General features: G+C 44.5%; 22 protein-coding genes, 1 pseudogene and 1 riboswitch. Of the genes and pseudogenes, 13 read left to right on the top strand and 10 right to left on the bottom strand.

What is annotated here, in order from left to right; all coding sequences use genetic code 11:
• Positions 1–44: 44 nt before the first annotated feature.
• From prsR to CA267_RS04260, 4 genes are all read left to right on the top strand, one after another.
• Positions 45–1,406 carry a PEP-CTERM-box response regulator transcription factor gene (gene prsR / locus CA267_RS04275; protein ID WP_075608633.1) on the top strand — a complete coding sequence of 454 codons (1,362 nt, stop codon included), beginning with the start codon at positions 45–47 and terminating at the stop codon, positions 1,404–1,406.
• 217 nt (positions 1,407–1,623) lie between these two features.
• Positions 1,624–3,477, top strand: coding sequence for an ATP-binding protein (locus CA267_RS04270; protein ID WP_075607151.1), 1,854 nt, complete (start codon positions 1,624–1,626; stop codon positions 3,475–3,477).
• A 138-nt stretch (positions 3,478–3,615) separates the two neighbouring features.
• On the top strand, positions 3,616–5,055 hold the full coding sequence (locus tag CA267_RS04265) for a hypothetical protein (RefSeq protein WP_075608634.1): 1,440 nt from the start codon (positions 3,616–3,618) through the stop codon (positions 5,053–5,055).
• Positions 5,056–5,308: 253 nt separating this feature from the next.
• Complete coding sequence (locus CA267_RS04260; protein ID WP_075608635.1) at positions 5,309–6,739, top strand: IS1182 family transposase; 1,431 nt, start codon at positions 5,309–5,311, stop codon at positions 6,737–6,739.
• Positions 6,740–7,069: 330 nt separating this feature from the next.
• Here CA267_RS04260 and CA267_RS04255 read toward each other — a convergent pair whose 3' ends face one another.
• The 6 genes and pseudogenes from CA267_RS04255 to CA267_RS04230 form a co-directional block, all read right to left on the bottom strand.
• Positions 7,070–7,525: a PaaI family thioesterase gene (locus tag CA267_RS04255; protein ID WP_008464865.1), complete on the bottom strand. Its 456-nt coding sequence runs from the start codon at positions 7,523–7,525 to the stop codon at positions 7,070–7,072.
• Positions 7,526–7,552: 27 nt separating this feature from the next.
• On the bottom strand, positions 7,553–7,777 hold the full coding sequence (locus CA267_RS19210) for a GNAT family N-acetyltransferase (RefSeq protein WP_075608636.1): 225 nt from the start codon (positions 7,775–7,777) through the stop codon (positions 7,553–7,555).
• 280 nt (positions 7,778–8,057) lie between these two features.
• Positions 8,058–8,483: pseudogene (locus tag CA267_RS04245) on the bottom strand (IS5 family transposase); the annotation flags it as partial.
• A 180-nt stretch (positions 8,484–8,663) separates the two neighbouring features.
• Entirely contained in the window at positions 8,664–9,671 is a 1,008-nt protein-coding gene (locus tag CA267_RS04240) for a zinc-dependent alcohol dehydrogenase family protein (RefSeq protein WP_075608638.1), read from the bottom strand.
• Between the two features lie 22 nt (positions 9,672–9,693).
• Positions 9,694–10,701, bottom strand: a complete 1,008-nt coding sequence (locus tag CA267_RS04235) for a zinc-dependent alcohol dehydrogenase family protein (protein WP_075608639.1) — start codon at positions 10,699–10,701, stop codon at positions 9,694–9,696.
• Between the two features lie 74 nt (positions 10,702–10,775).
• Positions 10,776–11,534 (bottom strand): SDR family oxidoreductase, encoded by a 759-nt coding sequence (locus CA267_RS04230; protein WP_075608640.1) that lies wholly within the window; start codon positions 11,532–11,534, stop codon positions 10,776–10,778.
• Between the two features lie 155 nt (positions 11,535–11,689).
• Here CA267_RS04230 and CA267_RS04225 point away from each other — a divergent pair, with 155 nt between their 5' ends.
• The 4 genes from CA267_RS04225 to CA267_RS04210 all read left to right on the top strand — a co-directional run bounded on the left by CA267_RS04225 (position 11,690) and on the right by CA267_RS04210 (position 14,816).
• Complete coding sequence (locus tag CA267_RS04225; RefSeq protein ID WP_075608641.1) at positions 11,690–12,583, top strand: LysR family transcriptional regulator; 894 nt, start codon at positions 11,690–11,692, stop codon at positions 12,581–12,583.
• A gap of 91 nt (positions 12,584–12,674) precedes the next feature.
• Complete coding sequence (locus CA267_RS04220; RefSeq protein WP_075608642.1) at positions 12,675–13,286, top strand: tyrosine-type recombinase/integrase; 612 nt, start codon at positions 12,675–12,677, stop codon at positions 13,284–13,286.
• Between the two features lie 155 nt (positions 13,287–13,441).
• The gene (locus CA267_RS04215) at positions 13,442–13,945 is read left to right on the top strand and encodes a hypothetical protein (protein ID WP_075608643.1); all 504 of its coding nucleotides are present in this window, start codon (positions 13,442–13,444) and stop codon (positions 13,943–13,945) included.
• Between the two features lie 46 nt (positions 13,946–13,991).
• Positions 13,992–14,816 (top strand): tetratricopeptide repeat protein, encoded by an 825-nt coding sequence (locus CA267_RS04210; RefSeq protein ID WP_075608644.1) that lies wholly within the window; start codon positions 13,992–13,994, stop codon positions 14,814–14,816.
• 245 nt (positions 14,817–15,061) lie between these two features.
• Here CA267_RS04210 and CA267_RS04205 read toward each other — a convergent pair whose 3' ends face one another.
• The 3 genes from CA267_RS04205 to CA267_RS04195 all read right to left on the bottom strand — a co-directional run bounded on the left by CA267_RS04205 (position 15,062) and on the right by CA267_RS04195 (position 18,439).
• Positions 15,062–17,200 carry a tetratricopeptide repeat-containing diguanylate cyclase gene (locus tag CA267_RS04205; protein ID WP_075608645.1) on the bottom strand — a complete coding sequence of 713 codons (2,139 nt, stop codon included), beginning with the start codon at positions 17,198–17,200 and terminating at the stop codon, positions 15,062–15,064.
• 236 nt (positions 17,201–17,436) lie between these two features.
• Positions 17,437–17,784 carry a hypothetical protein gene (locus CA267_RS04200; protein ID WP_075608646.1) on the bottom strand — a complete coding sequence of 116 codons (348 nt, stop codon included), beginning with the start codon at positions 17,782–17,784 and terminating at the stop codon, positions 17,437–17,439.
• Positions 17,744–18,439, bottom strand: a complete 696-nt coding sequence (locus CA267_RS04195; RefSeq protein ID WP_075608647.1) for an AAA family ATPase — start codon at positions 18,437–18,439, stop codon at positions 17,744–17,746. Before CA267_RS04195 ends, CA267_RS04200 begins: the two co-directional genes overlap by 41 nt.
• Positions 18,440–18,582: 143 nt before the next feature.
• Positions 18,583–18,690, bottom strand: a riboswitch (cyclic di-GMP riboswitch).
• Positions 18,691–19,103: 413 nt separating this feature from the next.
• On the opposite strand from CA267_RS04195, the gene CA267_RS04190 reads away from it, so the two are divergent.
• Positions 19,104–20,201 (top strand): alpha/beta hydrolase, encoded by a 1,098-nt coding sequence (locus tag CA267_RS04190; protein ID WP_232367596.1) that lies wholly within the window; start codon positions 19,104–19,106, stop codon positions 20,199–20,201.
• 75 nt (positions 20,202–20,276) lie between these two features.
• Here CA267_RS04190 and CA267_RS04185 read toward each other — a convergent pair whose 3' ends face one another.
• The gene (locus CA267_RS04185) at positions 20,277–21,491 is read right to left on the bottom strand and encodes a dipeptidase (RefSeq protein WP_408609405.1); all 1,215 of its coding nucleotides are present in this window, start codon (positions 21,489–21,491) and stop codon (positions 20,277–20,279) included.
• Between the two features lie 494 nt (positions 21,492–21,985).
• Between CA267_RS04185 and CA267_RS04180 the strand changes: the two genes are divergently transcribed.
• From CA267_RS04180 to CA267_RS18990, 4 genes are all read left to right on the top strand, one after another.
• Positions 21,986–22,759 carry a SapC family protein gene (locus CA267_RS04180; RefSeq protein ID WP_075608648.1) on the top strand — a complete coding sequence of 258 codons (774 nt, stop codon included), beginning with the start codon at positions 21,986–21,988 and terminating at the stop codon, positions 22,757–22,759.
• 66 nt (positions 22,760–22,825) lie between these two features.
• Complete coding sequence (modF, locus tag CA267_RS04175) at positions 22,826–24,262, top strand: molybdate ABC transporter ATP-binding protein ModF (RefSeq protein ID WP_075608649.1); 1,437 nt, start codon at positions 22,826–22,828, stop codon at positions 24,260–24,262.
• A gap of 167 nt (positions 24,263–24,429) precedes the next feature.
• On the top strand, positions 24,430–26,580 hold the full coding sequence (locus CA267_RS04170) for a glycoside hydrolase family 88 protein (RefSeq protein ID WP_075608650.1): 2,151 nt from the start codon (positions 24,430–24,432) through the stop codon (positions 26,578–26,580).
• Positions 26,581–26,586: 6 nt separating this feature from the next.
• Positions 26,587–26,799, top strand: a complete 213-nt coding sequence (locus CA267_RS18990; protein WP_075608651.1) for a BNR-4 repeat-containing protein — start codon at positions 26,587–26,589, stop codon at positions 26,797–26,799.
• The last annotated feature ends 119 nt before the right edge of the window (positions 26,800–26,918 follow it).

The following is a 26,918-nucleotide window of genomic DNA, read 5'->3' as shown; positions in this document are numbered from 1 at the left end:
ATCTATCGATAGTAGTAATGAAAGACTTAAACGGGATCAAGCGGATGACGGACACCATTCTTGTTGTAGATGACGACTTAGGTATCCAGAAACAACTAAAATGGAGTTTTACAGATTATGACGTGGTGTTTGCTGATGATAGAACTTCAGCGATAGCGCAGTTGCGTCGCCATGAACCGAAAGTGGTAACGTTGGATTTGGGGTTACCTCCCGATCCCGCTAACGCCTCGGAAGGTCTGAAAACTCTGGAAGAAATTATCGCTCTGGCACCACGTACCAAAGTTATTGTGGTCACTGGAAATAACGATAAGGTCAATGCATTAAAGGCAATTGACTTAGGGGCATACGATTTTTATCAGAAACCCATTGATTCAGATACCATTAAGCTACTGGTTCATCGAGCGCTGAATCTGTTTAATTTGGAAAATGAAAACCGGATTCTGGCAAAAGCGCGCCCAAGCATGGGCCGTATTATCGGCAACAGCGAATCTATTCAAAAAGTGATGCGCAAAGCAGAAAAAATTGCCGGTACCGACATCAGCACGCTGTTGCAAGGAGAAAGTGGCACCGGGAAAGAGGTGTTTGCCAGAAGCATCCATGAACATAGCCCTCGCAAAGACAAGCCTTTTATTGCAATCAACTGTGCGTCAATTCCTGAAAACCTGCTGGAAAGCGAGTTGTTTGGTTATGAAAAAGGGGCATTTACCGGCGCAAATAAAACGACCTTAGGCAAAATTGAAACCGCCCAGGGCGGCACATTATTTCTTGATGAAATTGGCGATATGCCTATTGGTCTGCAGGCAAAGATGCTGCGCTTTTTGCAAGAGCGAGTAATAGAGCGGGTAGGCGGCAGAGCTGAGATTCCTGTAGATATACGCTTAGTATGCGCAACTCACAGAGATCTGCAAAATATGGTGGCAGAGGAAACATTTCGCGAAGATTTATATTATCGCATTGGTGAAATACCCATTTTCATTCCCCCGCTAAGAGAGCGGGAACAGGACATCATTCTGCTGGCAAGAACATTTTTAAATCAATATCGTGAAGAGTTTGGCGCAAAAGCAAAAAGTTTTTCTGAAGGGGCAATTCAAGCCATGCTGGCGCATAAGTGGCCGGGCAATATTCGCGAACTTCAGAATAAGCTCAAGTCAGCGGTAATTATGGCCGAAGGCACAGTGGTACAAGCCGAAGATTTAGGTTTAATGGCGCCGCGGGGCGAAAATGAACCTGAAACACTAAACCTTCGGGAGGTCAGGGAGCGGGCCGAAAGCCGAGCGATTCGCCGGGCTTATCAAGCGGCTGATAAAAATATGTCAAAAACTGCTGAGCTCTTGGGGGTAACGCGGCCCACGCTGTATTCGTTAATCGATAAGTATCATCTGGAAGATATTAAAACCGGGGTTTGACTGTAGTAGGAATCTTGAGGCGGTTGCAGCCCCTGGGTGTCGTTGGGTATTGACTTATACACGATCTGACAGTCTCTTGAGTACGTATAGCGGACATTTCGTATTCTTTCCCATGAAAACACAGTATATGGTTTTTCTGTGGAAACGAGTGTTACTATGAAGTCTCAGTAATAAGCTGTTATGTGCCAGCGCACTAATTAAGTAAAGGAGTACTTCATTGAAAATCTCTAAGCTAGATTTAATCAATTTCCGTGGTTATAGAAATGTAAGCGTTGAATTTGATGAAAACTTTAATGTCATCATTGGTAAGAATGATATTGGGAAGTCAACAATTCTTGAATCTTTAGAAATATTTTTCAACAACGAAACGGTAAAAATAGATATTGATGATTATAATGTTCATGCCGCCGATGAAAAACATATGGCTATTCAGGTTAGTTTTAGGCCTGAAGATAAAGAATATACAATTGATACTATCCCAACAGTCCTGAATAAAGAATATTTACTTGATTCTAATGGTCACCTGTCTATTAAAAAAGTCTGGGACTGCTCAAAAGATAAGCTTACAGCCGCATCTTTAAAAACCTACCTTGTGGCTAACTACCCAACAAAATTTGAAAGTCCTTTGATATCAATGAAGATTGCTGATCTTAAAAAGTTATTAGCGGATTATGCAGATAGACTTGATGTTGACGAAGTAAAGAAAAACAAAAGCTCATCTATAAGGCAAGCAATTTACGCTGTTGAGGATATAGATAATTTATATGAAATTGATCTACCAATTGACAAGGAAGACGGGAAAAAGATTTGGGAGTCTCTAAAACTGGACTTGCCTCTATTTTTTCTTTTTCAATCAGATAGAGCGAATAAGGATTCAGATAAAGAAGTGCAAGATCCTTTAAAGGCTATTACTAAAACCGCAATAAGCCAACTGCAAGCAGAACTTGACGACGTAAAAGAGCAAATAAGGACTAAAGCAGAGCTACTAGGGTTAAAAACTCTCGAAAAATTGAAAGAAATGAGTCCAGAAATTGCTGACGTCCTCTCTCCTGAAATGTCTCATAAGCCTTGGGAGTCTCTATTTTCATTTTCTTTTAATTGTGATGATGGCATTCCCATTAACAAAAGAGGGAGTGGAGTAAGAAGGCTGATATTGCTTAACTACTTCAGAGCAGAAGCAGAAAGAAAGAATTCTGACGACAGAAATGTAATTTACGCCATTGAAGAGCCTGAAACTTCGCAACATCCAACATGGCAAGTCGAATTGTTCAATGCATTAGTTGAGCTTTCTGAAAATGAGAGTACCCAAGTATTGATAACAACACATAGCCCGTCTCTCGCAGGATTAGTAAATACAGATAAAATTAGATTTATAAATAAAGTTGATGGTTTACCAGTAGTTCAAAAAGGAACTGAAGATAACTTAGCAACTATCGCGCAAACATTGGGTATGCTGCCAAACGTTGCACTTTCTATTGACAATTTGGGCGTTCAATCAATTTTATGTTTAGAAGGGCCTACAGACGTTGAGTTTTTCAATCATGTTGGCAAACTCTTTGGATTGGATTTGGAAAATGATGATCGAGTCCTAACAATATTTTTGGGTGGTGGTACGCTGATGCATTGGGTTAACAAAAACTATCTTGCGAAGTTAAATAAGCCTGAGATTCATATCTATGACAATGACGTTGCAAAATATCAACTTGCAGTTGATCAAGTTAATCAGAGAGAAGGGTCATGGGCGGCATTAACAAATATGCTAGAAGTTGAGAACTATATTCATCCAAGATTGATTAAGGAAGTTTACCCAATTGAAGAGGATTTTATGCACTCTAATGAGGGCTGGGTCGAAGAGTGGAAGATTAAAAACATACCTAAAGAACTATCAGCCTTCCTGAAAGGCCTTAAAGCAGCTGGAAATACAGAAATAGTTGGTGAAGGCGCTGGTACTATTAAAAGGATATTATCAGAGCAAGCTGCACCGCTATTGACGTTAGAGGATCTAATTGAATTAGAAGCACATGAAGAAGTTAGTGGTTGGTTTGAAAAAGTTAAGGAAAGTCTAGTATAACAGGCACATAACAAGTTGCTTAATCGGACGTAAACCAGTTGGTTTACGTTCGTTCCTCACTAATTTTAGCCAACAATTTTATGCCGCTTAGCAAAGCGTTAGGTTCTAGTGGCACCTCAAGCAATCAAGGAATTGAAAATGGGAAAAATAAAAAATCCAGCCACTATTTCGAGCGAATACGGTATTGATGTGGCTGTTCTGGATAAGCTTGGGGTTGTAAACGTACTGCTGAATACAGATACCTTGGTATTTATAGATCCACTGTTATTAGAAGACAGTGCTCACAAGGAGATTAGTGAAGGAGCCTATCAATCTTATCGAGAGCGGTTCGAAAAAATCATCAAGCTTTTGTCCGTATCTAAAGCGGTAGATGATGTTCCATGGCGTAATGCAAAAAGACTTTTTCGTTTCTCAGAAATTAGCTGGACTTGTTTGGGGTATGGCACAACCGTAAAGGGTTCAGGCTTTGGAAAGGATTTAATCTGTAGCACACTTGATACCGCTTCTCAGATTGTCGCACTTGGCGTGGATGATATAGACCTATTTATGGCTTTAGCTTTATTCGAGGAAGGTATCGGGCCTGATCGAATCAGCGATATGACAACCAACATTATTCTTTCTGACTTGATTTCATTCTCGAACAGAGTCAATGAAACACTAAAAATACCGACGAAACAATTCAAAGTCGGAACCAATAACTATAACTTGGTAGTCAATCCGTATTCAGATCAGCCTTTAATATTTGTGCCTAGTGATATAGTACGTGACTTGCCAATTGCTTCTGATTGGAGTGATATATCCAGAGTTGTCAGAGAAAATGATGAGCTTAGAGAGCGGGTCAATGAGCACGTTGGTGAAATCTGGGCAACAATGACCAAAAAGCAGAAGCAGAGACTCAAAAAAGCTGCTCTCAGAAATAAAGAAGCGTTCCAACAAGTAATGGACATGATTCGTGAAGTAGAGCCTAAGCCATATGACTTTAAAAATGATAGAAATGGTGAGTCATTTTGGACTGAATTACTAAATCAAATCCCTAGAGACTACCCTTACGACCTTTCTAACTATGCCGATAGAAAGCTGAGCGCTGATGAAGTTGTAGAAGTTGTTAATAAAATACTAAGCCAATTCCAAGATTTAATAGAGAACAAGGGGCTATGGAAAGAGCTTTGGGATGAGAATGGGAAGCCTAGAAAGGAGAAAGCATCTCAACGGCTTTTCTTTGCTGTTGCTTACAGCTATTGCAAGGCTAACAATATTGATTTAACTCCGGAAGCAGATTCAGGTAATGGGCCTGTAGACTTCAAGCTTTCTCAGGGGTTCGATTCGAAATTAGTGGTCGAAGTAAAATTATCCAACAACGGTAGTTTGGTTCATGGATATGAAAAACAATTAGAAATCTATAAAAAGGCTGACGACACTGATTTAGGTGTATTTCTAATTATCGATGTTGGTGGAATTGGTAAAAAATATGGTACGGTGCAGAAAATAAGAAATGAATTCATAAAAGAAAATGGTAAAGCATCCGACATATGGTATGTCGATGGAAATCAAAAAGCGTCTGCAAGCAAAAGAACCTAACAAATTGCTGTACACGAAAAATTTCTCGCTGCGCTCCTAATTTTCCGGTGAGCAGGGGTTGAACGTCCGCTCTTTGTCTCAAGGTGCCCCTGAAGCTGTGGGGCTGAAATGTACGCAGGCTGTGTGAAAACTATTGATCACCTTTGGGTCTAAGTGTGCGTTTTATATGATCAATCGGTCTTAGCTATTGATCCTCAATCTGAGTGTCAGTTGGTAAAATGAAACTATCAAAAAGCTGATAGGTTTCAGGTGCATGTCAAAATTTATCGAAGGCCAAAGCAGAACGCAAAGCACGATGTTTCCCGAAGTTCTGGATGACTATGTCCATGAAGATAATCCAATTCGTGCTATTGATATGTTCATCAATTCATTGGATTTATGTGAATTGGGTTTTACGCGGTATCAACCCGCTAAAACCGGCAGGCCAAGCTATTCGCCAGCAACTATGCTCAAAATTTACCTTTATGGTTATCTTAACCGCATTCAATCAAGTCGACGTTTAGAAAAAGAAACACAGAGGAATGTTGAGTTAATGTGGCTGGTTGAGCGCCTAACGCCAGATTTTAAAACGATTGCTGATTTTAGGCGTGACAACGGCAACGCTATACAGCAGGTCTGTAAGCACTTTGTGTTGATATGTCGTGAACTGAATATGTTCACGGATGCCATTGTGGCTATTGACGGCACTAAATTCAAAGCGGTTAACAATATCGCTAAAAACTACTCGCGCGGTTTAATCAAAACGTGTATCGAAACTACCGAAAAAGATATTGCCAATTATCTCATGGAACTCGACAGGGCAGACCGCCAGTCCCGAGCTGATGATGCAATAAAATTGAAAGGCAAACTCGCTAAACTGCAAGCGCGATTGAAAAGCGAAAAAGTAATCCAGCAAGAACTGGAATCCTTACCCGATAAACAAATATCCTATACCGACCCTGACAGCAGGCGAATGGCGCTCAAGCATAAAGGCGTGTTAGTTGGCTATAATGTTCAAGCGGCTGTCGACACCAAGCACCACCTGATACTTGCACATTATGTGACGAACAACCCCACTGACAGACATCAGCTTGTCCCCATGAGCCAACATGTGCAACGAGTATTAGGTAAACAAGACATTACCATTCTTGCAGACCGAGGTTATGACGACAGTACAAGTTTTAAGGCTGTTCATGAGTCAGGTGTTACAGCAATTGTTCCGAAAATTCGTACTTCGGGCAATCGAAGCAAGGGACTATTTACCAAAGAAGACTTTGTTTATAACAAAGAGAAAGATGTTTATGAATGCCCTGCTGGGAAAGACATCCCGTTTAGCTTTGTTTCGACTGATAAAGGTAAACCGCTACGCGCTTACATGTCGGTCATGACCTGCAAAGGTTGTGCTATTAAATCACGGTGCACAACATCACCAGCAGGGAGAAGGATCCGCAGGCTCGATGATGAGGAACATGTTGAGCGGGTTGCTCAAGCTTATAAAAACATGCCTAACGCAATGACATTAAGGCATCAGACTGTTGAGCATCCCTTCGGTACGATAAAGCAATGGGCAGGGGCTCACCAATTGCTTACGAAGACACTAAAACACGTTAAAACAGAGGTGAGTCTGCAAGTCTTGGCTTACAACTTCAAAAGAATGATGAATATCATGGGCGTTGATGGACTTATATCCGCATTGAAGACCTAAGAGTTGCGGCAACACTCATTCAAAATTTTTATAGACCCCAGATTTACGGTGTAGAGCTATCACAATGGCATCGGCAAAAAATAGGTTTTCACACAGCCTGTACGTAAAGCGGACATTGGAAGTTACTAATGCGCTTGTCCGTTGTAGACAAGGGGCGAACGTTCTACGCCCAAAGCAGCGACAGCGTTAGCTGTCCGACTGACTTTGTTTGTTAGCCTCGAATTGCTTCAATGCCTCCGCTGCAGGCCTGAAGTAGGCGTTTATATAAGATTGCAATTGGTAACCACTAATCTTCCCCTCAAATAACTGCCTTTTTTCTTTTAAACGGAGTCAAGCTTTCAGAGAGTTAATTGTTTTAATATTCTCACTTCGTTTCGATGTATAGGGTGGTATAGAGTATGTACCCACAACATGTGCTACTAAATCACTCACCCCCTCAGAGTACAGAGAGACCTCCCCAACCACGAGAGTACGGCCGACTTTTATCAGAGAACATTCCGCAATGATTCGCTCATTTGCCGATGGCTTACGTAAGAAGTTGATGTTAAGGCTAGTTGTTACTGCCAATGGCACGATGCCAATTTTACCAAGTATCGCCACATAAAGTGCCACATCAGCCACACTCATTAAAACAGGCCCCGAAACCGTTCCGCCAGGACGTAATTCATCCTGACCTACATGATGAGATACAGTCGCTCTACCGTTGCTCACTGCTTCCACAACGCATTTGCTTTGTGGAAACTCCGATTTCATGAAAGCGATAACTTCTTCTTTTGTAGCTGTCATCGAGACTCCTTAAATATTTATTCACGTTTATAGGCACCTGGTGAAGCGTTGCTCCAAGACTTCTATACCCCATTTTGAGTCTAGTTTCTCTTCCACCAATGCAAAGCCCTGGCTTTCGTAAAGATATCGAGCTGCATTAAGCCCTGAGAAAGTCCATAAGTTGATTTGGACGAAACCCTGAGCATCGGCAAAAGCTAATGCAGAATTCAGAAGCTGTTTACCTAGTCCGAAACCTCTCAAAGAGTCGTCCACAATGAACCATCATAAATGTGCTCGATTATGCCCAAGATCTTCACCATCAATGGCAACAGATGGATTTTATCGTCCCGTTTGATCGTCCAAATCTCATTGCTTGGGTTATCTAGCCTTCCAATAAATTCCGCCATGCTACTCGCCACTGAACATGCAAATTCCCGACCAAAATCAGCCACTGTCGTGTAATAATGGGCATGCATCTCCGTAACACGTGCAATCAACCGGCTTTGTTGCGGAATTCAACTTGAGAGCGAATACTAGCAAAATCGTTTGCATTTTAAACGATATACTGAGTTTCGGGCATACCTATCCCTGTTAGCTTGTTGAGTGCTTTGATCATGGCGTATGTCTCCCCAACTTGTGCATTGTAATTTCGAAGCGTGAGTGAAGCGCCTAGTAGTTGTTTTGCGCGATACTTAGCGGTCTCCGACAATGAACGCCTGTGGTAACCATATTTTCGTTTCCACTTTTTGTTCGAACCATAGAGCTTTTGGCAACCAACCGCCAGATTACGTGGATGACCTTTTTCCCAGAAGGCGGCTCCTTCACGTGGAGGGATTAGAGGTATCGCTTTCTTAACCCTAATCGCCCTGTGGCACTCCCTTGTATCGTATGCGCCATCTCTCGAAATTTCCTTGATGGATCGGCGTGTTTGTTTGAGTAAATTTGGGAGTACTTCCGCATCTGTCACGCCTGAAATATTGTACTTGCGCCAGTTAGTGGTTTTGTAGCGAGGCTTCGGCATGTAATCAAAGTCAGTGAATGAATGTCCCTGATCTGATCGTAAGATTCTGATTTAGTTCATTCGATTTCCGCAAAAAAGCCCACGCTAATTATTATCAGGCACTGACTGAGTTGAGAGACTAGCGGAAGCCACGAACTGTTAATCAAGTTCGACCACTATTTTACCAATCTGCTGATTTGACTCCAGATAGTGGTGCGCTGCCACTATCTCTTCAAATTTAAAGCTTCGATCAATGACAGGCTTGAGTGTTCCTTCGGATAAACCCGAGTGGATAAATTGCTTTGCTCTGCGAAAACGCTCGATGTCTTTTACAACTTCAGTAAACACATACCCCCTAACTGTCAGACTTTTACGAAGTGCTATTTTTAAGGGAAAAGGAGTTGTTTCGGGACTTAATGCTCCGTGTACTATTATTGTTCCTTCAGGGCTCATTGCTTCAGCAATTTCAGCTATCTGCGGCCCACCGACAGCATCAAATGCGATTTTTAAATTGTTTTCTCCCAAGATGCTTCTCAAGCTATCCAGCAGCGGCTCTTCTTGAGTTGCAATCACATGGGCCGCGCCTGCCATGAGCACAGCAGCCTTTTTAGCTCGTGTTTGAGTTGTAGCGATAGGGATACCCCCTAGAGAATTCACAATTTGAATCGCAGCCAATCCAACACTGCTCGAAGCGGCTGTTATCAGTACTGCATCGCCTTTTTGCACGTTAGCAATTTCGACCAAAGCGCCATAAGCTGTCAGGTACTGCATCCAAGCTGCTGCGCCTTCAGCAAAGGTTAGCCCTGCTGGTTTGAGTGCCACATATTCACTTGGTACGACAATCTCTTCTGCGTAGCAGCCATTCTGAGAAAGCCCCATCTGAGGGACAATACAAACCTCTTCTCCAAGGCGTAAATGATTTACCTCTTCCCCGACTTCAATGACTATCCCGGATGCTTCATAGCCGATTCGCGAAGGGAAGTCAGCCTTTTCTATATAGCGGCCTCGCCTAAACATGGCATCAGCACGATTGAGCCCAACAACTTTGACCGCAATACGTACATCAGTGGCCTGCAAACTTGGACTCGCCAGCGAGTCAATAGTTAATACCTCGGGGCCACCTAATTCATGGAAACGAACAGTTCGAATTAGTTTTCTTGGGCTCATATGCATCCTCAACAATGACTTTTTAAGCAATTACATCAATAACGACTTTACCCATGGACCCCAACTCTACGGCATTATGTGCATCCATTGCCGTGTCTAGGGAAAAGCGTAACGGATCGAGTAGTGGCTTAATTTGTCCAGCTTCAACAAGAGCCGTAATTTGCCGCAGAATGTCACCATGATGTTTGCGTCCCTCTCCGCTGAGCTGTGGGTGTAACACAAAAATCCCTGACAATGTTGCAGAACGTATTGACGACGGTGCGAGGTTATGTGAGCTGAATGCAGCACAGCTTAAAATATGGCCGTAATGTGCAATGATACCTAATGAGGCATCGAGTGCAGAGCCACCGACAGTGTCGTAAATGATATCGAATCCTTTGCCTTGGGTGTATGCGTCCATGTAGTCAGCAGGGCTTGCAGTGTGATAATCAATTGGCGTGGCACCAAGCGCCTTGAGCAGTTGTTGTTTTCCAGTCGATGCAGTGGCATAAACGTCGGCACCTAAAGCCTTAGCAATTTGCACGGCTAAATGCCCAACTCCGCCAGCTCCACCTTGGATAAGGATTTTCTGGCCCGCTTTAACATTCGCCTTGTCAACCAAACCTTCCCAAGCAGTAAGTGCAACCAGAGGTAAAGCCGCAGCTTCACGCATGGACAAATTTTTCGGTTTGGGAGCAAGTAACTCAGCATCTACGTTGGCATATTCAGCCAATGAGCCTTGCAATCCTCGCACTCCGCCAGTCAGACCATAAACGGCATCGCCTATTGCAAAGTCGGTGACGCCGTCGCCGACAGCAACAATTTCTCCAGCTAAATCGGTGCCAAGTACTGCGGGTAATTCCGGCATGGCGTAAGGAGCGATACCTTGGCGGATCTTGTAATCAATAGGATTGACTCCACTTGCAAATATTTTTACTTGCACCTGACCTGCTGATGGAGAAGGTAAGTTAATCAGGGCATCCCGGAATACTGTACCCTCTTCATAGCTATCTAATATCAAAGCACGCATTTGTCTGTTTAACGCAGTCATCAATAACCTCACAAAATGAATATTCAGCGGGTGGTTAAATCACCCGCTGGTTAATAGGTCTTTTATTAAACGAATTAAAATTCTTGAACAGTTGGGCGCAGAACAATCTCGTTGATATCCACATCCGCAGGCTGCTCAATTGCGTATGCGATAGCACGAGCAACAGAGTCAGATGGAATTTCATTTTGCTGATAAAAATCTTTTACAAAGGCTGCACCCTGAGTATCTGAACTTCCATGTTTTAAATCAGATTCGATTGCACCCGGTGAAATGATTGTTGAACGAATTTTACCCCCAACTTCATGGCGTAAGCCTTCGGCAATAGCGCGAACAGCGAATTTGGTTCCGCTATAAACCGTGCCGCCGGGACTGAATACTTTGATACCCGCTACGGAAGAAATATTGATAAAGTGGCCTGTTCCCTGAGCCTGAAAGATCGGAAGCGCTGCGGCTACTCCATACAGCAGACCTTTAACGTTGATGTCAATCATGCGATCCCATTCGTCAACTCGAGTCTCAGCTAACGGTGCAATCGCCATTAACCCTGCATTATTGATAACCACATCAACTTTACCGAAGCGCTCTTGTGCAAGATTTACAAGGGCCTTCACTTCGTCCGGGCTAGTCACATCTGTCGCTTGAACCGCAACTTCTCCGCCCGCTGCGCGTATGTCAGTAGCAATAGCTTCAAGCTTGTCGATGCGTCGGGCACCTAAAACAACAGATGCGCCAAGGCTGGCTAAATGTCTTGCCGTGGTCTCGCCTAAACCGCTGCTACCACCAGTGATAACAACGACCTTACCGCTGATGTTATTTGCTAAAACACTGCTCATAGTTAATATCCTCAAATAAGTTGAATGACGTTGTCTAAATAACAAGCAAAGTATCTCTTACCTTCAAAAACCAATAAATGGAAACGTTTTAATTTCACAATTCCATATTTTGGAATAATATTTATGTATTCATTTCAAACCTGAATGTGACTGTGATGCTTAACAGATTGGAAATGCTCCGGATATTTTGTACTGCTGCTGAGTCTCGCAGCTTTAAAGAAGCGGCTAACCGTCTGGGAATTTCTCCTCAGGCAGTGACGCGAGCAGTGAAGGAGTTAGAGCGATTGCAAGGGGAGCTTTTATTTCATCGAAATACTCGACACATACAAGTGACCCTAGTTGGAGAAAAATTTGCTTTGATAGCAAAAGAACGCCTGCGCGCTGTAGATGAATTGTTTCAAACAAGCGCCCCTAACTCGGGTAATGAATTACAAGGGCGGGTTCGTATCGCAGCGCCTGTTGGTTTTGGTCATAAGTGCTTAATGCCAGTATTACTGGAACTTTCAACAATACATCCTCAACTGGATATAGACCTGACACTCAGTGACGAGCGCGTGGATGTAGTTGACGAAAAAATAGATATTGGGATTCGTATCGGCTTCATGAGAGATAGTCGATTTATTGCCCGCCAGCTCACCAAAATTAATATGTATGTCGTGGCTTCGCCTGACTTAATAAATAGAGTGGGAAGGCCTGCGTCTATTGAAGAACTAAACCACTTGCCGGTTACAGGGTTAGTAGATCGCAATACGGGAAAGCTTTGGCCATGGGTTTTTTCCATGGACAGACAGTGGACGCCATCCATAACACGTTTTCGAAGTGCCGACACCGAAGCTGAATTAATGGCTATACAAAATGGACTAGGTTTTGCTCAAATTCCTGACTTTTTGGTCCAAGACTTATCACGCCAAGAGAAACTTGTGAGAGTGTTAGAAGAGGTCGAGCCGGTGCCTTGGGATTTATATATTTATCGCCCTCAACGTGGTCCAGTACCACAACGTATTCGATTGGTTTTTGATCACTTGGTGTCAAGATTGAGTGTCCGCTAATGGCACAATTCCGAAGTTTTTGCTCATTTTATTATTATGCTATTTAAACTGACTGCCATACTTTTGGTTCCTACTAAGCAGGAGACAACTTATGGCAATTCGAATTCATACACCTTGGAATAAAGATCGCATAATTGGGCAGAAGAAACCTCTTCAGATATCGCATATATGGGGCATCCGAATTCGATTAGAACTTGAAGGTCGGACGCGTGATCTTGCACTGTTCAATCTTGGTCTATATAGCAAGCTACGGGGTTGTGACCTCGTTAAACTAAAAGTTTCAGACGTCGTTTGCGGACGTTCTGCGCTGAGGCGTACAAATGTTGTTCAGCAAAAAACAGGTAGCCCTGTCCAATTTGAGATAACACCAAACACTGGCGAATCGATTTTGGCTTGGGTGAAGAAAGCAGAACTAAAAGCGTCCGACTACCTTTTTAAATCTCGTATACACGGTGCTGAGCACATATCAACTAGACAATATAATCGCATTTTCCACGGATGGATTGACAAACTTGGACTGGATACCTCGCTGTACAGTACCCATTCACTGCGCAGGACCAAACCCTATTTAATTTACAAGAAGACTAAAAACCTTCGAGTAGTTCAACTCTTGCTTGGACACAAGAAATTAGAGAGCACAGTTTGTTACTTAGGCATCGAAGTTGATGACGCTTTGGAAATATCGGAGTCTATTGAAATCTAGGCTGTACGGGGCTGCTTGTGCAGCCCCTGTGAGCGTGAAGCGGACATTTGATTTTCTGTCAGTTGAAAACACAGCATGTGGTTTTTTAATCGAAACGGGTGTTACTATGAATTATTCAGTAATAAGCTGTTAGCTACCTCGAAGGAAATTTTGCAATGGATACTGCATCGAATAAACATGGTATTGAAAGACGAAAAATAAAACCTAAAGATCAGGAGAAGTATCTCGAACGGAAATCCGCATTTAGGATCGACTTTAGGCAAAGATTTGATTTATTCGCTAAGACTGTATTGGTTACGACAGGTGGTGCGTTAACAATATCAATGACACTTTTTCTTAAGGACGATGCTCCCAAATTAATGCCGGAGCAATTGCTTCAATTGAAATGGATCTGGATCTTTCTACTCTATACCCTTTGCTCGTTTTCATTAGGGATGTTTCTCACAGTATTGCAAGGTGCGTATGTAAATTGGCGCTGGGAAAACAAGATTCCTCTTGGTGATGATCAAATCTCGGGCAATAAGAAAATGATAGCTTTCGGCATCATAATACTATTATTAGGCTCAACAGGATTCTTAGCGTTTTTAATGGGACTTTGTGCGCTTGGCCTAGTGGCAACAGATGTAATAGAGACGACGGTAGCTAACAAAACGCTATAGTCGCTCGCGGGCTCGCTGGGACACAAACAAAACGAAGGAGTGTGAGATGAAAATGAAATTATTGCCAATGTCAATGGCCGCAACATTACTAACAGCGCCAATGTCTTTCGCGGCATCAATAGAAAAGGCGGGGATGCTAAATCAACACGGTTTAACACAAGAAGCGAAGTCTGAACTGATTGATGTGGTTTTCAGCAAGTCAGTTGATTCTGACAAAGCGCAAGCTTACTATTTGCTGGGAAGCATTGCATTTGATGAAAATAATATATCAGTAGCGCTTGATTCCTGGCGCGATCTTGTCAAGAAGTATCCGAATTCTACTCAGGCAAAAACCGTAAAAGACAGGATTAGTGAACTCGCAGAAATTGTTGGTGAGTCAGCAAAGGAATCTGTAGAAAACGCTATTGCTTTATCATATCTTCGGCATGGGGACTTTTGGTCAAGAGGAAAAGATAGTAAGTTCACTATCGATTCTAGTTGGATTCCAAATGTTGAGACCGCATTAAAATGGTATGACAAAGTTATATCGGAGTTTCCAAAGACTACTGCGTCGCGTATAGCCTACCAAGATAAACTTCGAACTCTTTTAGGTTGGGAAGATCCAGGGAGATATGGTGGTAAGCATGGCGTTAAGTCTGCGTTCGGCACCTATATGCCCCAACTTCTAGAGACTTTTGCGTCTTTTGAAAATGACCACCCAACAGCATCGACTCTTCAGGCATTTAGATACCAAATAGCACAGGCATATTGGAGCAATAAAGATTGGGCGAAGACTCGCGAATGGTTGAACTTAATTATCAAAAAATCCGGTGAGGGCGATAGTTTTTACAAGGATCTAGCCGAGCGTCGCCTTCAGAAGGTTGAGTATTAAGGTCTCTAACAATGGGCTCCAAGGGATGTCTCAAAGCTGCGTTCTTTCCTCGCTCCGCTTTTTGCCGCCCCTGAGCCCAAGCGTTGACTGTCCACTTCTTGTCTATAGCAGTCTGTCAGGTTTGATCGAGCCAAGCCAATGTCAGGTGCCAGTTCGAATGTCGACTAATCCACGTTACGTATATCGCGCTTAACTTAACCTTGCTTTCTCTGCCCCAATTCTACTGACACGGTATCTTAAGCTTATTAATTGTTGACGGGCCATTCAATACTCGCCAGATTGTTTAGCGAGGTTTTCATTTCCGTTCTCGGCAGATTGAACTTCTGCTCCAACGGGTTTAGTTGGTGACCTTCGTCTACCGGCTCATCATAGGCTTCAACAGCGCCTATCCAGCAATTCTTTCCTGATAACTTCGCTGCGTATAAACAGTAATCCATTATCGCAAAGGTTTTCTGCCAATCCAGTCGATAGGGCGCATCTCTAAACAGGGGGAGCGCACAAAACCCGATACTGCAACTTGCCCTGATTATTTTGCCGTCCAGCAACTGGAAACGTTTTTCTGCCACAGCAACGCGAAATCTTTCGGCCAATAAAATAAGTTCGCTTCGGTTGGCGTGGCGACAAATCACCAGGAATTCTTCACCGCCCCACCGGATAAGCAAGTCCGTTTGACGAAAAACGTCATGAATAACTGCTGTAAACTGCACCAGAAAACGATCGCCAGCTAAATGACCATACTCATCATTAATATGTTTGAAGTCATCAATGTCCAGCAGAAAGCAGAGTAAATCGCCATTCTCCGTCGTCCGACGATCCGGGTTTTTAGAACAATTGTGCTGGCAACGCTGAATTTCGCCAGGCAGCTGTGCTTCAAGATAATGCCGGTTATACAGGCTGGTCAGAGGATCACGTAAACTAACTTGCTCTAACGCCCGATACGCCTCTTCCAATTCACGATTCTTTTGCTCCAGTTCCTGCGTTCGCTCTTTTACGTCTCGTTTGAGCGTGAGGTTGCGTTGACGCTGGTGGTAACGGCTCCATAGAAGAAAGAGAAACAGCAAGAATGCGACCAAACTGCCCATTACTATTATATTGCTTAAGTTTCTTTGTTCGGCTTGAGCAAGTTCTATGGCCTTGTTTTTACGTAGTAGCTCAATAGATTGTGCCTGGCGCTCAACTTCAATTTCCGTTTTAAGCTGCGCTAACGACATCGCCCTATTTTTATCAACCACTAGCGAGTCCAGGCGGTCCTTTTCTTTTAGCGTCAAAAAAGCGTTTTCAAAATCCTTTTGAGCCTGAAAAATTTTCGCTTGTACGACAAGAAAATCAATTTGTGTGCCCAGCTCATCCCTTGTACGGGCCTGGCTCAGCCCTTTTTCCGCATGAAAAGAGGCTGTGGTAAAGTCATTAATGCGGAGGTAGGCTTGTGCCATTGCAAGGTGAACATGAGTGATAAGACCTGTAAAATCATTTTCTATCGCGCGAAGCAGTGCATCGCCTAAATATTTTAGCCCGTCGTTGGTATTACCTTTTTCCAGCTCAACCTGGCCCAGCGTGGCTAACGCCCAATCGCTTTCAAGGGGAACATCAATGGTGGAAAATAAAGAGATGGCTTTATTGAGATGGCTTCTGGCTCGCTCGTACCTGCGCATCTTGAGGTATAGCTCGCCCAGATCACGGTGGCTTTTAGCAATATCAAATTTGAGATCCAGCTGTTCATTGATCGCCAATGCATCGTTCAGGTAGCTGGACGCTTCCTGATACTGTTGCATTGCCATATATACCCCACCAATGTGGGAGAGAGACTGACTGACGGCGGCAAGATCATTATTGCGTCGCATATAAACCAGCGCATGTTGGAGCGCCACCAGAGCGGGCTCATACTGCCCAAGGGCGCGAAGGACACTACCAATGTTAAGTTGCTGCTCTGCAATACCGCTTTTTATCTCCAGAGACTGGTATAAGGACAATGCGCGATAATAATAATCTAATGCCTGATTGTAGTTTGTTTGAATGCGTTGAGTGGTGCCTAAATCCGAGAGGATGACAGCAGTTTGAGGAAGTTTTTCTTCGGTTGTATAAATGTCCAACGCCCGTTTATATACCCGCTGTGCTAAATCATATTTTCCCTGCATGGTAGCAATATGACCGCGTTCGTGTTGCGCTGCGGCAATATCCAACGGCAGTTTCTGGGCGCGTGCCTGGTCCAGAAGAATTAATGTTTCTGATTCCGCCAAAGCAAGCAGACCGGCTTTATGATGTGCGGCAATTTCGGCTAGCTTACTTTGTGCGCTAGGCGAAGAAATTTCCCTTATCGCATCCGACCACGCAAAACTGCATGAACTAACTGCGTAAAGAAGACACCCGAGCAGGCGTGCTTTCATAAGTGTTCCAATAACCTTTATCGTGAGTCATGGGAAACAATAAGCGTTTCCCGCCTTTCGCGTTTTACGGATTCCATCCCAAGGTAATTATATTGTCTAATGTTTATACTTATAAAGAAATCAAAAGTTCTGTCAACCTTCTGTCCGCTAATTACATTAAAACTGCATAGTAAGATAGATTAAATTTTGCGCATATTTCGATGTCAGCAGCCTTTTCGTTGGCGCAACAGCGCCTGTCATGGAATTTTGCTGTTAATCAGGGAAGTGAAAGAACCTTCCTGCCGCTGTTGTTCCGCCCATATTCGAATTAAACGGGAACGGGAAATTCCGGTCAGCTCGGCGATTTCGCTCAACGCAAAAATGGTCGATTCGGTGAGAGTAAAAGTTGCACGCCGCTTGGGTTTATCTTCACTTTCATCGGGAAATGAGAAGGTATTTCTTGCCTGTATATCGTCCTGCCAAACCCCTTGCTGCAGAGCATGTTGCCCAGAAGCATACACAAGAGCATCATCAATGAACTCTTCTATTGAAACAGCTTTGGGATTAACTGACGGCGTGGATTTTTTGAGACTGCATAGCCCCATAAGATTCCCCTTTACCTCTGGCAAGCAGCTCATCAATAATACTGCGAATTTCAATGGCGGCTTTTCCTGTTGGCTCGCTTTCTATCACGGACATACCGGATTCTTCGGAGTCATCGTACATATTGCGGCTAAATGTCACCGAATTTAATACAGGTACTTCAAAAGAACGACACACCTCTTTTGCTTCAAGTATGCGGCTGGCTAAAGAAGGCAATGACGGGCATTGAGTGATCACAAAGGCAGCGTTCATGTTGGGGTTGACCATTTTACAAGTCGATAACACATCTTCCATATGGGGAACGGTTTTCAGATCCCGGCGTTTTGGGCGCAAAGGGATCAGAATATGATCAGCCACCGCCATAGAAGAGCGTAACGCAAGGTTATCCTGACCTCCGCAATCAATCACAACAAAATCGTAATGATCGCGTAAGCTCAACAACTCGTTACGGATCTTACCGTATAGCTGCACGCAGTTTATTGCCGGGAGCTCATGATTAGCCTTGCGCTCCTGAATCCAGTCAGATGTGGTGCGTTGGGGATCGCAATCAACCATCAGCACACTGGCTTTTTTTTCCGTTCGTAAATAAACCGCGATATTTTGCGCCAGACAGCTTTTGCCGCTGCCGCCTTTTTCACCACCAACTAAAATAATCATGGAACAGTCCTCAATCTATGGTTATACCAATCACTGTGGATGGTATTAAACGTAAAGAAAGCGGTGTCTTCCTTTACGCCATTACATGTTGTTGACTGAAAAAGTGAACCTCTTATTGTGTTTGCCAATTTGACAAACGTAAGTTCGGTAGCCCCGCTATCAAGACAGATACATCACCAGAGGATGCCATCGCTATCGTAGACCGGAGGCTTTGCGTCACGGGCTTTCGCGCCGCTTTGCCTTTTTCAACTTAGGGCCCGATAACGCCACGTTTATTAGCGGGTCACCAACGCCGGGCAGCTTATTAACAATCCTTTTAAATTAAGAAAACAAGCTTACATCCGAGAAAAAGCGTAACGACAAAATTCTCTGTGGTCGGCATATTTGCCGATATTTACGGATAAAAATTCATACCTACCTGTTGTTGGTTAAGAGTGATCAAAGAACGCTATCAGCCCGGCTGTGTAGCCATTTCTCTATTTACTACATTAGGTTTGATAAATGTAAGGGTACCACGGTAAAGGGTATAATTTTGTATCTCTAACAAGCTGGAAGATGTCTCGCTTTACCCCGTTTCCTTTGCTCGACGCCATGATAGTATAGGTCTCATTGTAGATGCGCCCGATAGATTTTATGACGGGCTTTGCCGCAAAAGGAGTGATACGTGCGGTTATATCCATTATTTTTGGCAATCTTGATGATTGTTTGTCAAGCGGCGCTTGCTCAACAGCCTATTCCTAAACTGCCAGTGCTAAAACCAGAAGCGCCGCAAAATATTGATAAGGCACTTGCTGAGTTCACTGCTTTATATGAACAGGAGCTAGGTAGTGTTGCGACTTGTCCGCAACCTAAACTGCATGAATTCCGCCTGTGTTCTGATAAGCTGCGAAACGCAGGTAATGCGCCATTTATTCTTCATCATGGTAAGCCTACTGACAATGTTGTGGTGTTACTTCACGGGTTGAGCGATTCTCCCTATTTTATGCAAGGCATCGCAAGAACCCTTTATGATAAGGGCTACAACGTAGTGGTGCCCCTGCTGGCAGGCAACGGATTGAAAGATGCAGATGCCGATATGGAGGACGATCAACTGGCAGAGCGGTGGCAGACGCAGGTTGATGACATTATGGCTTTAGCGCCGCAACTGGGAAGTACAATATTTATTGGCGGCTTCTCAACCGGCGGCGCACTAGCAGTTGAGCATTACCTGGATTCTCCGGATGGAATTGCCGGCATTCTTCTTTTTTCGGGAGCGCTGGCGTTGTCTGATAATGCCGAAAATATGGCAAAAATTTGGGGCGTAAAATGGGTTGCGAAACTGGTTGACGGAAGTTACGAAACTGACGGTCCTAACCCATTCAAGTACCCAAGCGTTGCAGGGTTTGCCGGTTTAGAACTGATGGACATCATTGACGAAATCAGAGCTGACTTTGAAGCCGGCAAGCGGATTTCAGTGCCGATATTTGCTGCGCATTCCCAGGCCGATGCAACCACACCCATTGAAGGTATACGGAATTTACTGGAACACGCTGACGGTGCAAATACTTTTTTTGTTATCGATGAGAGCTACCAATTGTGCCACGCAGACGTTCCTGTAAATACGAAAATGAAGGTGGACATGCATTTTGATACTTCGCAGGTTAACGAGTTTGAGCAATGCGCAGTACCAAAAGCAAACCCGTTGTATCGTCAGATGACGATGATGCTGCAAACGTTTATGGATATGCATGCTACACCGCCCACGAAGCAGGCGTTTAATTAAGAACAGTGGGATAATCTCGGATCATCGAACTTATCAAGCGGCAGGTTGGCTACCGCTTGATAGCCGCATTCGCCCTTAACTGTGTGATGCGGCGTAGTCTTCTACTTGCGCCCACACACGTAAGAAATTTCCACTTAGCACCTTTTCAATATCTGCACGAGAATAGCCGCGATCCAGTAATCCCTGTACTAAATTAGGATACTGAGATACGTCTTTTAGTCCAGTGGGTAATGAGTCGCCGACGCCGTCAAAGTCAGAGCCGATACCAACATGATCAATGCCGATTAGCTTGACTACATGATCGATATGGTCCAATACGTCGGCCAAAGTCGAATACGGGTAAGGATGCTCGGCGCGGTAGGTATCATCAAAGTTCTGTACTTTTTGACTGTTTTCGCCTTCAGCTTTGATGAGAGCATTGCGCGCTTTGGTGAGCCCGTCCCGCCATTGCAGTGCTTCTTTGGTCACAAACCCCGAGCCAAAGTTAATCATAATAACGCCGCCGTTCTTCCCAAGCGCTTTCACCATTTTGTCGTCCATATTGCGCTCAAAACCCGGCGTGAAAGAGCGTAAAGAGGAATGCGACGCAATAAGAGGCGTTTTAGAAAGCGCAATTGCCTGGTAAAACGCTTCGTCTGAGACATGAGAAACATCAATCAACATTCCGATATTATTCATAGCAGGAATCAAGGATTTCCCAAAATCGCTCAGCCCATGCCACTGACGGCGCAGATCGTAAGATGAGTCACTAATGTGATTGGACTGGGAATGCGCCAGCGTGATGTAACGGATCCCGCGGTCGTAAAATAATTCGAGATTGTCCAGACTTCCCTGTATTGGCGATCCATTCTCCATGCCCATAGGCAATGAAATTAGGCCTTTCTTAAATTGCTGTTTGACATCATCAACGCTTCTTGCCAATGCAAACTTGTCGGGATCGCGCTGTACCATCGCTTCTACCGAATCAATAAGAATATGAGCAAGTTGGGTAGACTGGGCGGAACTATCTAAACTGGCGGGCACATAAATAGACATGAAGGGCGCAGTAAGACCGCCTGCCTTTGCTCGTGGGTAATCAAACTGCCCATCTTCTGCAGATTTGGCGACATCTACCCATTTCTCGTGAACCCGGTAAGGAACGTCAATATGGCTGTCGATAATAATCGTTTGTTGAGCAATATCACTGGCCTGCTTTGACACACTCGCTGTTGCTGCAAATACATTTACTGAAGCGACACTCAGTGTTGCCATCAACAGAGTTAGAGGCTTCTTCTTTAGGGATGTTAGCATTGAGATTTCCTTTTTCGTTGTTATTAGCGTGCGAATAGTGTGCGAAGGTATTGGCTGCGTATTCAACAAATACAGTTCCAAACCAGGCCAACACGCCCTAGATTACGCAATAACGTGAAGAAGCTCAATCGGGTAAATAGATAGAAAAGTTACCCACGCCGCGCATCGGCGCTGGAGGAAGCTGATCGCCAACACCTTCTGTCTGAAGTGTTACGGAATTGTCATAAAAACTTAAATCTAGATAAGGATTTCGGGCGTGACTTACAGGTTTAAATACGGGATACTGCCTGTCACCCTGAATAAGGTCTTAACCTGTTACGGGGCGTTAATATAAATCTTCGTGGTAATCCTTTCCAAACGTATTTGGTGATGCATTCGTGAAGCGACATACACGATAAACGCGCTCCCGAAGACGGCGAAGAAGGGCAATTTTCCTTCGGGCGATATACCCAATAATTGATGATTACCACCAACAACTGTTATGAGAATGAATTATGGCGATTAACTACATACCGCTCGATAAAGAAAAACATAAAAATATGAAAGTAGCGGTGAACAACACGTTTGCCTTTGCGAAGAATACCCACCTTGCAGCAGCGTCTATTAAAGAGTTTGCACAACTGGCTTCTACTATGCCAATTGTTTTCATTCAGGATCCCAAGTCAGAGCGTCACCACGTTGTGGCAATGCTGGGAATGGAGCAAAACCAGAACCTGTTTTTAAATGGCGAACGCTGGAACGGTCCTCATGTTCCGATGAATATTCTTCGCTACCCGTTTGATGTGCGTCCTGATGGCGAAAAACTGGGCGTATATATCGACGAAAACAGCGACATGATTGCAGACGAAGGACAAACGCTTTTCACTAGCGAAGGAGAAGCGTCTGATTTTCTGAAGAATCGTCAACAGTTTTTAGCTGACCTGGCAAATAGTGAAATGATCACGCAGCGTTTTGTTAAGACCGTGATTGATCTTGATTTGCTGGAGCAAATTCAGATTCGTTTGACCTACAAAAATGGTCAGCAGCGCAACGTTACCGGTATGTTGAGCATTAACGAAAAGAAAATGCTGGAACTGCCTGATGAGAAAGTCCTTGAGCTGCATAAATCTGGTTTCCTTGGCGCCATGTACGCCGTTATGATGTCGCTGGGTCAGCTTAACCGTTTGGTTGAGTTGTCTAATAATACCGAGAATCCAATTTCCAATATGCAGCTAAGTGTAGTGAAAGCAGAAGCGCAAAACGACGCGGTTGCGACACCTGCACAATAAGACTTGCTGTTGAACAAACGGGCTTTTTAGCCCGTTTTTTTATTTCGTACTCCTTCAGGAGACGCTATGATTTCGCTGCAACACTGCCGCTTTATCCTCAATAAACACTACACCCTGCAAATTGATACGCTGAACATCAGCAAAGGCAGTCACACGGCTGTTGTTGGTGCCAATGGCAGTGGCAAATCTGCCTTGGCGGCTGTGCTCGCAGGTGAAGGTTACCTTGAAGAAGGGCAGTTTGAGGTTTCAGGAAACATCGGGTGGGTAAGCGTTGAACAACAAAAACGCCTAATTGAGCAGGAACGCCAAAAAGATGATGCGGATATTCTTGATGTCATACCCACTCCCACCTTAACTAAAGAAGTCATTCTGGCGGAAACGGATTTGTCTAAAGGCCAGTCACTTTTTGCACGCCTCTGCGACATTTTCAGATTGACACCATTGCTATCCCGACCATTTCTGGCGCTGTCCACCGGAGAAACCCGCAAGGTGCTAATTGCCAAAACCTTACTCGCCTTTCCTGACATAGTCGTCCTGGACGAGCCGTGGGACGGACTGGACACTGAGGCCACGCAAGGCCTGCAAACACTACTTGAACAGTACAGCCGCGACATTACTATTATTCTGGTACTTAATCGTTTGTCTGAGCTCCCTGCTTATGTTCAGAAAATCCTGTATCTGGAAAATGGTTCGATCAGCTGGCAGTCGTCTGGCAGCAACATTGGCGAAGGCGAAAAAGCACATCTTGATCAACTGCTGCGGATGTCACACGTTAACCTGTTTTTACCCGCCAAAGATGAAGACAAGCATTCGCCTGAGTTAAAAAGCCGTGATCTGCCCTTAGTCATTTTAAACGACGGTCAGGTGAAATATGGTGACAACGTAATTTTTCGTGGCCTTGACTGGCAGGTGAATCCGGGGCAGCACTGGCAGATTATAGGACCTAACGGGTCAGGAAAAACCTGCCTGCTCACCATGTTAACCGGCGACAACCCTCATTGCTATACTAACGATTTGCAGATATTCGGGTATCAGCGTGGTAGCGGTGAAAGCATCTGGGACATTAAACAACATATTGGTTATGTGTCTAATGCACTGCATATGCAGTACCGGGTGAATTGCTCACTACACCACGTAATTTTATCCGGCTTCTATGACAGTATCGGCCTTTATGAGCAACCAACGGCCAGACAAAAGCAGTTGGCCAGAGAATGGCTGACTTTAATAGCACTGGAGCGTTACCGGGATACCCCGTTTCAACAGTTATCGTTTGGCGATCAACGACTGGCGCTAATTGCCAGAGCAATGGTGAAACATCCAGCGTTGCTTATTTTGGATGAACCCTGTAACGGTTTGGACGAACTAAACCGGCTTAAAGTTCTGGCGTTAATAAGCTTACTCGCACGCGAAGGCAACACTACACTTCTCTATGTAAACCATCATCAGGAGGATGTCATTGAAGGGATAGAACAAGTGCTTGATATGCAGAAGTTTCATCTTTGAACTTTTTCTGTAAGCCAACCTTCTTTTTCGAACTTGAGTCTTAATTAGTTGTGTGAGTATAGTATCTTCTCATTAACAGGAATTGAGAACCTCATTTACAATCACAATTGCTTTATTCACTCACGCTCAAAATCGGCCCGATAGGAAAATGCAACATGGAAAAGAGGATGAAATGGCTTCTCGCGCTTTGCTTTGCCATCTTGATACAAAGTTGCGCTCAACGCGCTGAACACAATAGTGGCAGTCTTGAAGCTCGGCACGTGCCTGAACGGGCTGACGACTTTGCCGTTGAAAACGATAAAGTGGCATTCCGTTTTTACGGCCCGGCTTTGAAAGAATCTGCTGAAAATAACGGCGTCGACTGCTGGCTCAAACGGGTCGATTATCCTGTAATCAACAAATGGTATCGTGAAGAAGCGGAGGGTAAGTCCTATCATGTTGATCATGGTGAAGGCTACGATCCTTATCACGTAGGAAGTTCTCTTGGATGCGGAGGCGTGGCGCTTTGGCAACCAGAAGAACAGGACAAACTGCTGCAGCCGAATGTTTATAACAGCTTTACAGTCATCGAAAAAACGCAGCAACAGGTTGTTTTTGAGCTGGAATATTTATACGAGCAAAGAGGAATTCGTGAAGTTAAGCGGGTGACGCTGGAAAAAAGCAGTCAGCTTTATAAAGCCGAAAGCCGGTTCACCAAAGACGGGCAGCCAGTACAGTTGCAAGTGGCGGTGGGCGTTACCACTCATAATGGCAAGGCTCTTGCCGACGTCAATGATCAGCAAAATATTGTGTCGACCTGGGAACGAATTGACGGTAGCGGTGTAGGAACCGCTGTCGTATTACCTTCGCAATATAACGGGCAGTATTTCGATCAGCGCTCAGCTACTCCCGATAGATCTCATGCCTTGCTTGTTACTTCTACCGACAAACAAGGGCGGCTGATTTATTATTCAGGTTCTGCCTGGGAAAAAGCCGGAGACATCACTGCTTATTACCAGTGGAAGTCTTATTTGCAGCAATATCTCGGTGAAGAACAATCGCCGGTAACTGCACAGTCTGTAAAGGCATTAACCAAGAAGGTGGCTGACTGGCAAATCGCCCATCACGAGGAGCAAGGAAAATATCGCGCACTTCCCCGTAATCCTCCTGATTGGGCGAACCGCGACCGCTATCATGATTTGGAGTGGCATCAGGGCGCCTTATATACAGGAATGAACGAATGGCGAAAGATCGCCGATGACCCCAGCAGGTATACCCAATGGCTACGGGACATTGGCGAACGCAACAATTGGAAGCTGCACCAGCGTCCGTATCATGCAGACGACCACACAGTCGGTCAGTTTTATCTGGCGATGTATGAAGATTTTCAGCGCGAAGACATGCTAACGCCAGTGCGCGAGCAATTCGATTGGATCCTGCAAAATCCGCAGACCGGCACACTTGATTGGTTAGCTGAAGATACTGATGCTCACGACCGCTGGGGATGGTGTGATGCGCTCTTTATGGCGCCGCCGGTTTGGACGCGACTGGCAAAGTTTACAGGAGAAGATAAGTATCTGGAGTTCATGGATCAGGAATATCACGCCACTTATGACCTTTTATGGAGTGAACAAGAGCAGTTGTTCTGGCGCGATTCCAGTTACTTTTATCAACATGAGAACAACGGCGAAGATATTTTTTGGGCCCGCGGCAATGGTTGGGTATTTGGCGGTCTGGCACTCATGATCCCGGATCTTCCGCAAGACTGGGAAGGGCGGGGGTTTTACGTCGATTTATTTAAAAAAATGGCGCGCCGCTTAAAATCTATTCAGCGGGAAGATGGTACCTGGTCCATGGGTTTGCTTGGAGGAACGGAAGGCTACCCGGAGATAGAAACCAGCGGCACATCGTTTTTCACCTTCGGCCTTGCCTGGGGGATCAATCAGGGAATTCTGGATAGCAGTGAATATCGCCCGGTGATAATGAAAGCCTGGAACGCGTTAAAGCTGGCGGTAAATCATGAAGGGATGCTGGGGTATGTTCAGCCGGTCGGCGCTGCGCCGGGTGACTCATTTCCTGATTATACTGAAGTTTATGGCGTGGGCGCTTTCCTGGCGGCAGGCAGTGAACTTTATAAACTTTTACGTGATGAAGAACGCGCTAAGTTTGCAGAGGCTCAGGTGCAAACGTTTATGGAAAACAGCGGCTGGTGCTGGTTTCAGGATCCGCGTGCCGTTATCCAGAATAATAAACTGGTGATCGGTAGTGTTGAAGGGAATAGCGCCGGCAACGCGGTTGTTGGCGTTTACGATTTATCCCAGGATAAACTTATGGGCTAAGTTATTATGCATCCCAACTTTGATCGGGACGATCATAATTCTCCTGCTTTTTACGTTCGGGAAGACGGAAGTTTGCTCACCGTTTACGCCCGGCACAGCACCGAAAACAAACATTACTACCGCATCTCAAATACAGACAATTACCTGCAATGGGGTCCAGAACAAACCATAGAACATGATGATTCTGTCACTTATATGAATTTGGTTAGGGCGTGTTGACCTTTTCTGTTCATTTTTGCAGCGATTGCAGGTTCTTTATACAAGGCAGAGACTGTGAAATGTAGTGGGCCTACATGAACAGTTGATAACGCAGTAGAAAGTACCTGCAACCGCTGCCC

Origin of the sequence: Alteromonas pelagimontana (assembly GCF_002499975.2) — a bacterium.
Taxonomy (GTDB): Bacteria; Pseudomonadota; Gammaproteobacteria; order Enterobacterales; family Alteromonadaceae; genus Alteromonas; species Alteromonas pelagimontana.
The sequence above is the reverse complement of the archived record's forward strand: the minus strand, read 5'-3'. Positions and strand labels throughout refer to the sequence as shown.

Coding starts and splice junctions, on each gene's coding strand:
- prsR (WP_075608633.1), top strand. CDS start 45: ATGACGGACACCATTCTTGTTGTAGATGACGACTTAGGTATCCAGAAA.
- CA267_RS04210 (WP_075608644.1), top strand. CDS start 13,992: ATGAAAATGAAATTATTGCCAATGTCAATGGCCGCAACATTACTAACA.
- CA267_RS04235 (WP_075608639.1), bottom strand. CDS start 10,701: ATGACTGCGTTAAACAGACAAATGCGTGCTTTGATATTAGATAGCTAT.
- CA267_RS18990 (WP_075608651.1), top strand. CDS start 26,587: ATGCATCCCAACTTTGATCGGGACGATCATAATTCTCCTGCTTTTTAC.
- CA267_RS04260 (WP_075608635.1), top strand. CDS start 5,309: ATGTCAAAATTTATCGAAGGCCAAAGCAGAACGCAAAGCACGATGTTT.
- CA267_RS04195 (WP_075608647.1), bottom strand. CDS start 18,439: ATGATTATTTTAGTTGGTGGTGAAAAAGGCGGCAGCGGCAAAAGCTGT.
- CA267_RS04215 (WP_075608643.1), top strand. CDS start 13,442: ATGGATACTGCATCGAATAAACATGGTATTGAAAGACGAAAAATAAAA.
- CA267_RS04185 (WP_408609405.1), bottom strand. CDS start 21,491: ATGCTAACATCCCTAAAGAAGAAGCCTCTAACTCTGTTGATGGCAACA.
- CA267_RS04255 (WP_008464865.1), bottom strand. CDS start 7,525: ATGACAGCTACAAAAGAAGAAGTTATCGCTTTCATGAAATCGGAGTTT.
- CA267_RS04170 (WP_075608650.1), top strand. CDS start 24,430: ATGAAATGGCTTCTCGCGCTTTGCTTTGCCATCTTGATACAAAGTTGC.
- modF (WP_075608649.1), top strand. CDS start 22,826: ATGATTTCGCTGCAACACTGCCGCTTTATCCTCAATAAACACTACACC.
- CA267_RS04220 (WP_075608642.1), top strand. CDS start 12,675: ATGGCAATTCGAATTCATACACCTTGGAATAAAGATCGCATAATTGGG.
- CA267_RS04240 (WP_075608638.1), bottom strand. CDS start 9,671: ATGAGCCCAAGAAAACTAATTCGAACTGTTCGTTTCCATGAATTAGGT.
- CA267_RS04200 (WP_075608646.1), bottom strand. CDS start 17,784: ATGGGGCTATGCAGTCTCAAAAAATCCACGCCGTCAGTTAATCCCAAA.
- CA267_RS04265 (WP_075608634.1), top strand. CDS start 3,616: ATGGGAAAAATAAAAAATCCAGCCACTATTTCGAGCGAATACGGTATT.
- CA267_RS04230 (WP_075608640.1), bottom strand. CDS start 11,534: ATGAGCAGTGTTTTAGCAAATAACATCAGCGGTAAGGTCGTTGTTATC.
- CA267_RS04180 (WP_075608648.1), top strand. CDS start 21,986: ATGGCGATTAACTACATACCGCTCGATAAAGAAAAACATAAAAATATG.
- CA267_RS04205 (WP_075608645.1), bottom strand. CDS start 17,200: ATGAAAGCACGCCTGCTCGGGTGTCTTCTTTACGCAGTTAGTTCATGC.
- CA267_RS04225 (WP_075608641.1), top strand. CDS start 11,690: ATGCTTAACAGATTGGAAATGCTCCGGATATTTTGTACTGCTGCTGAG.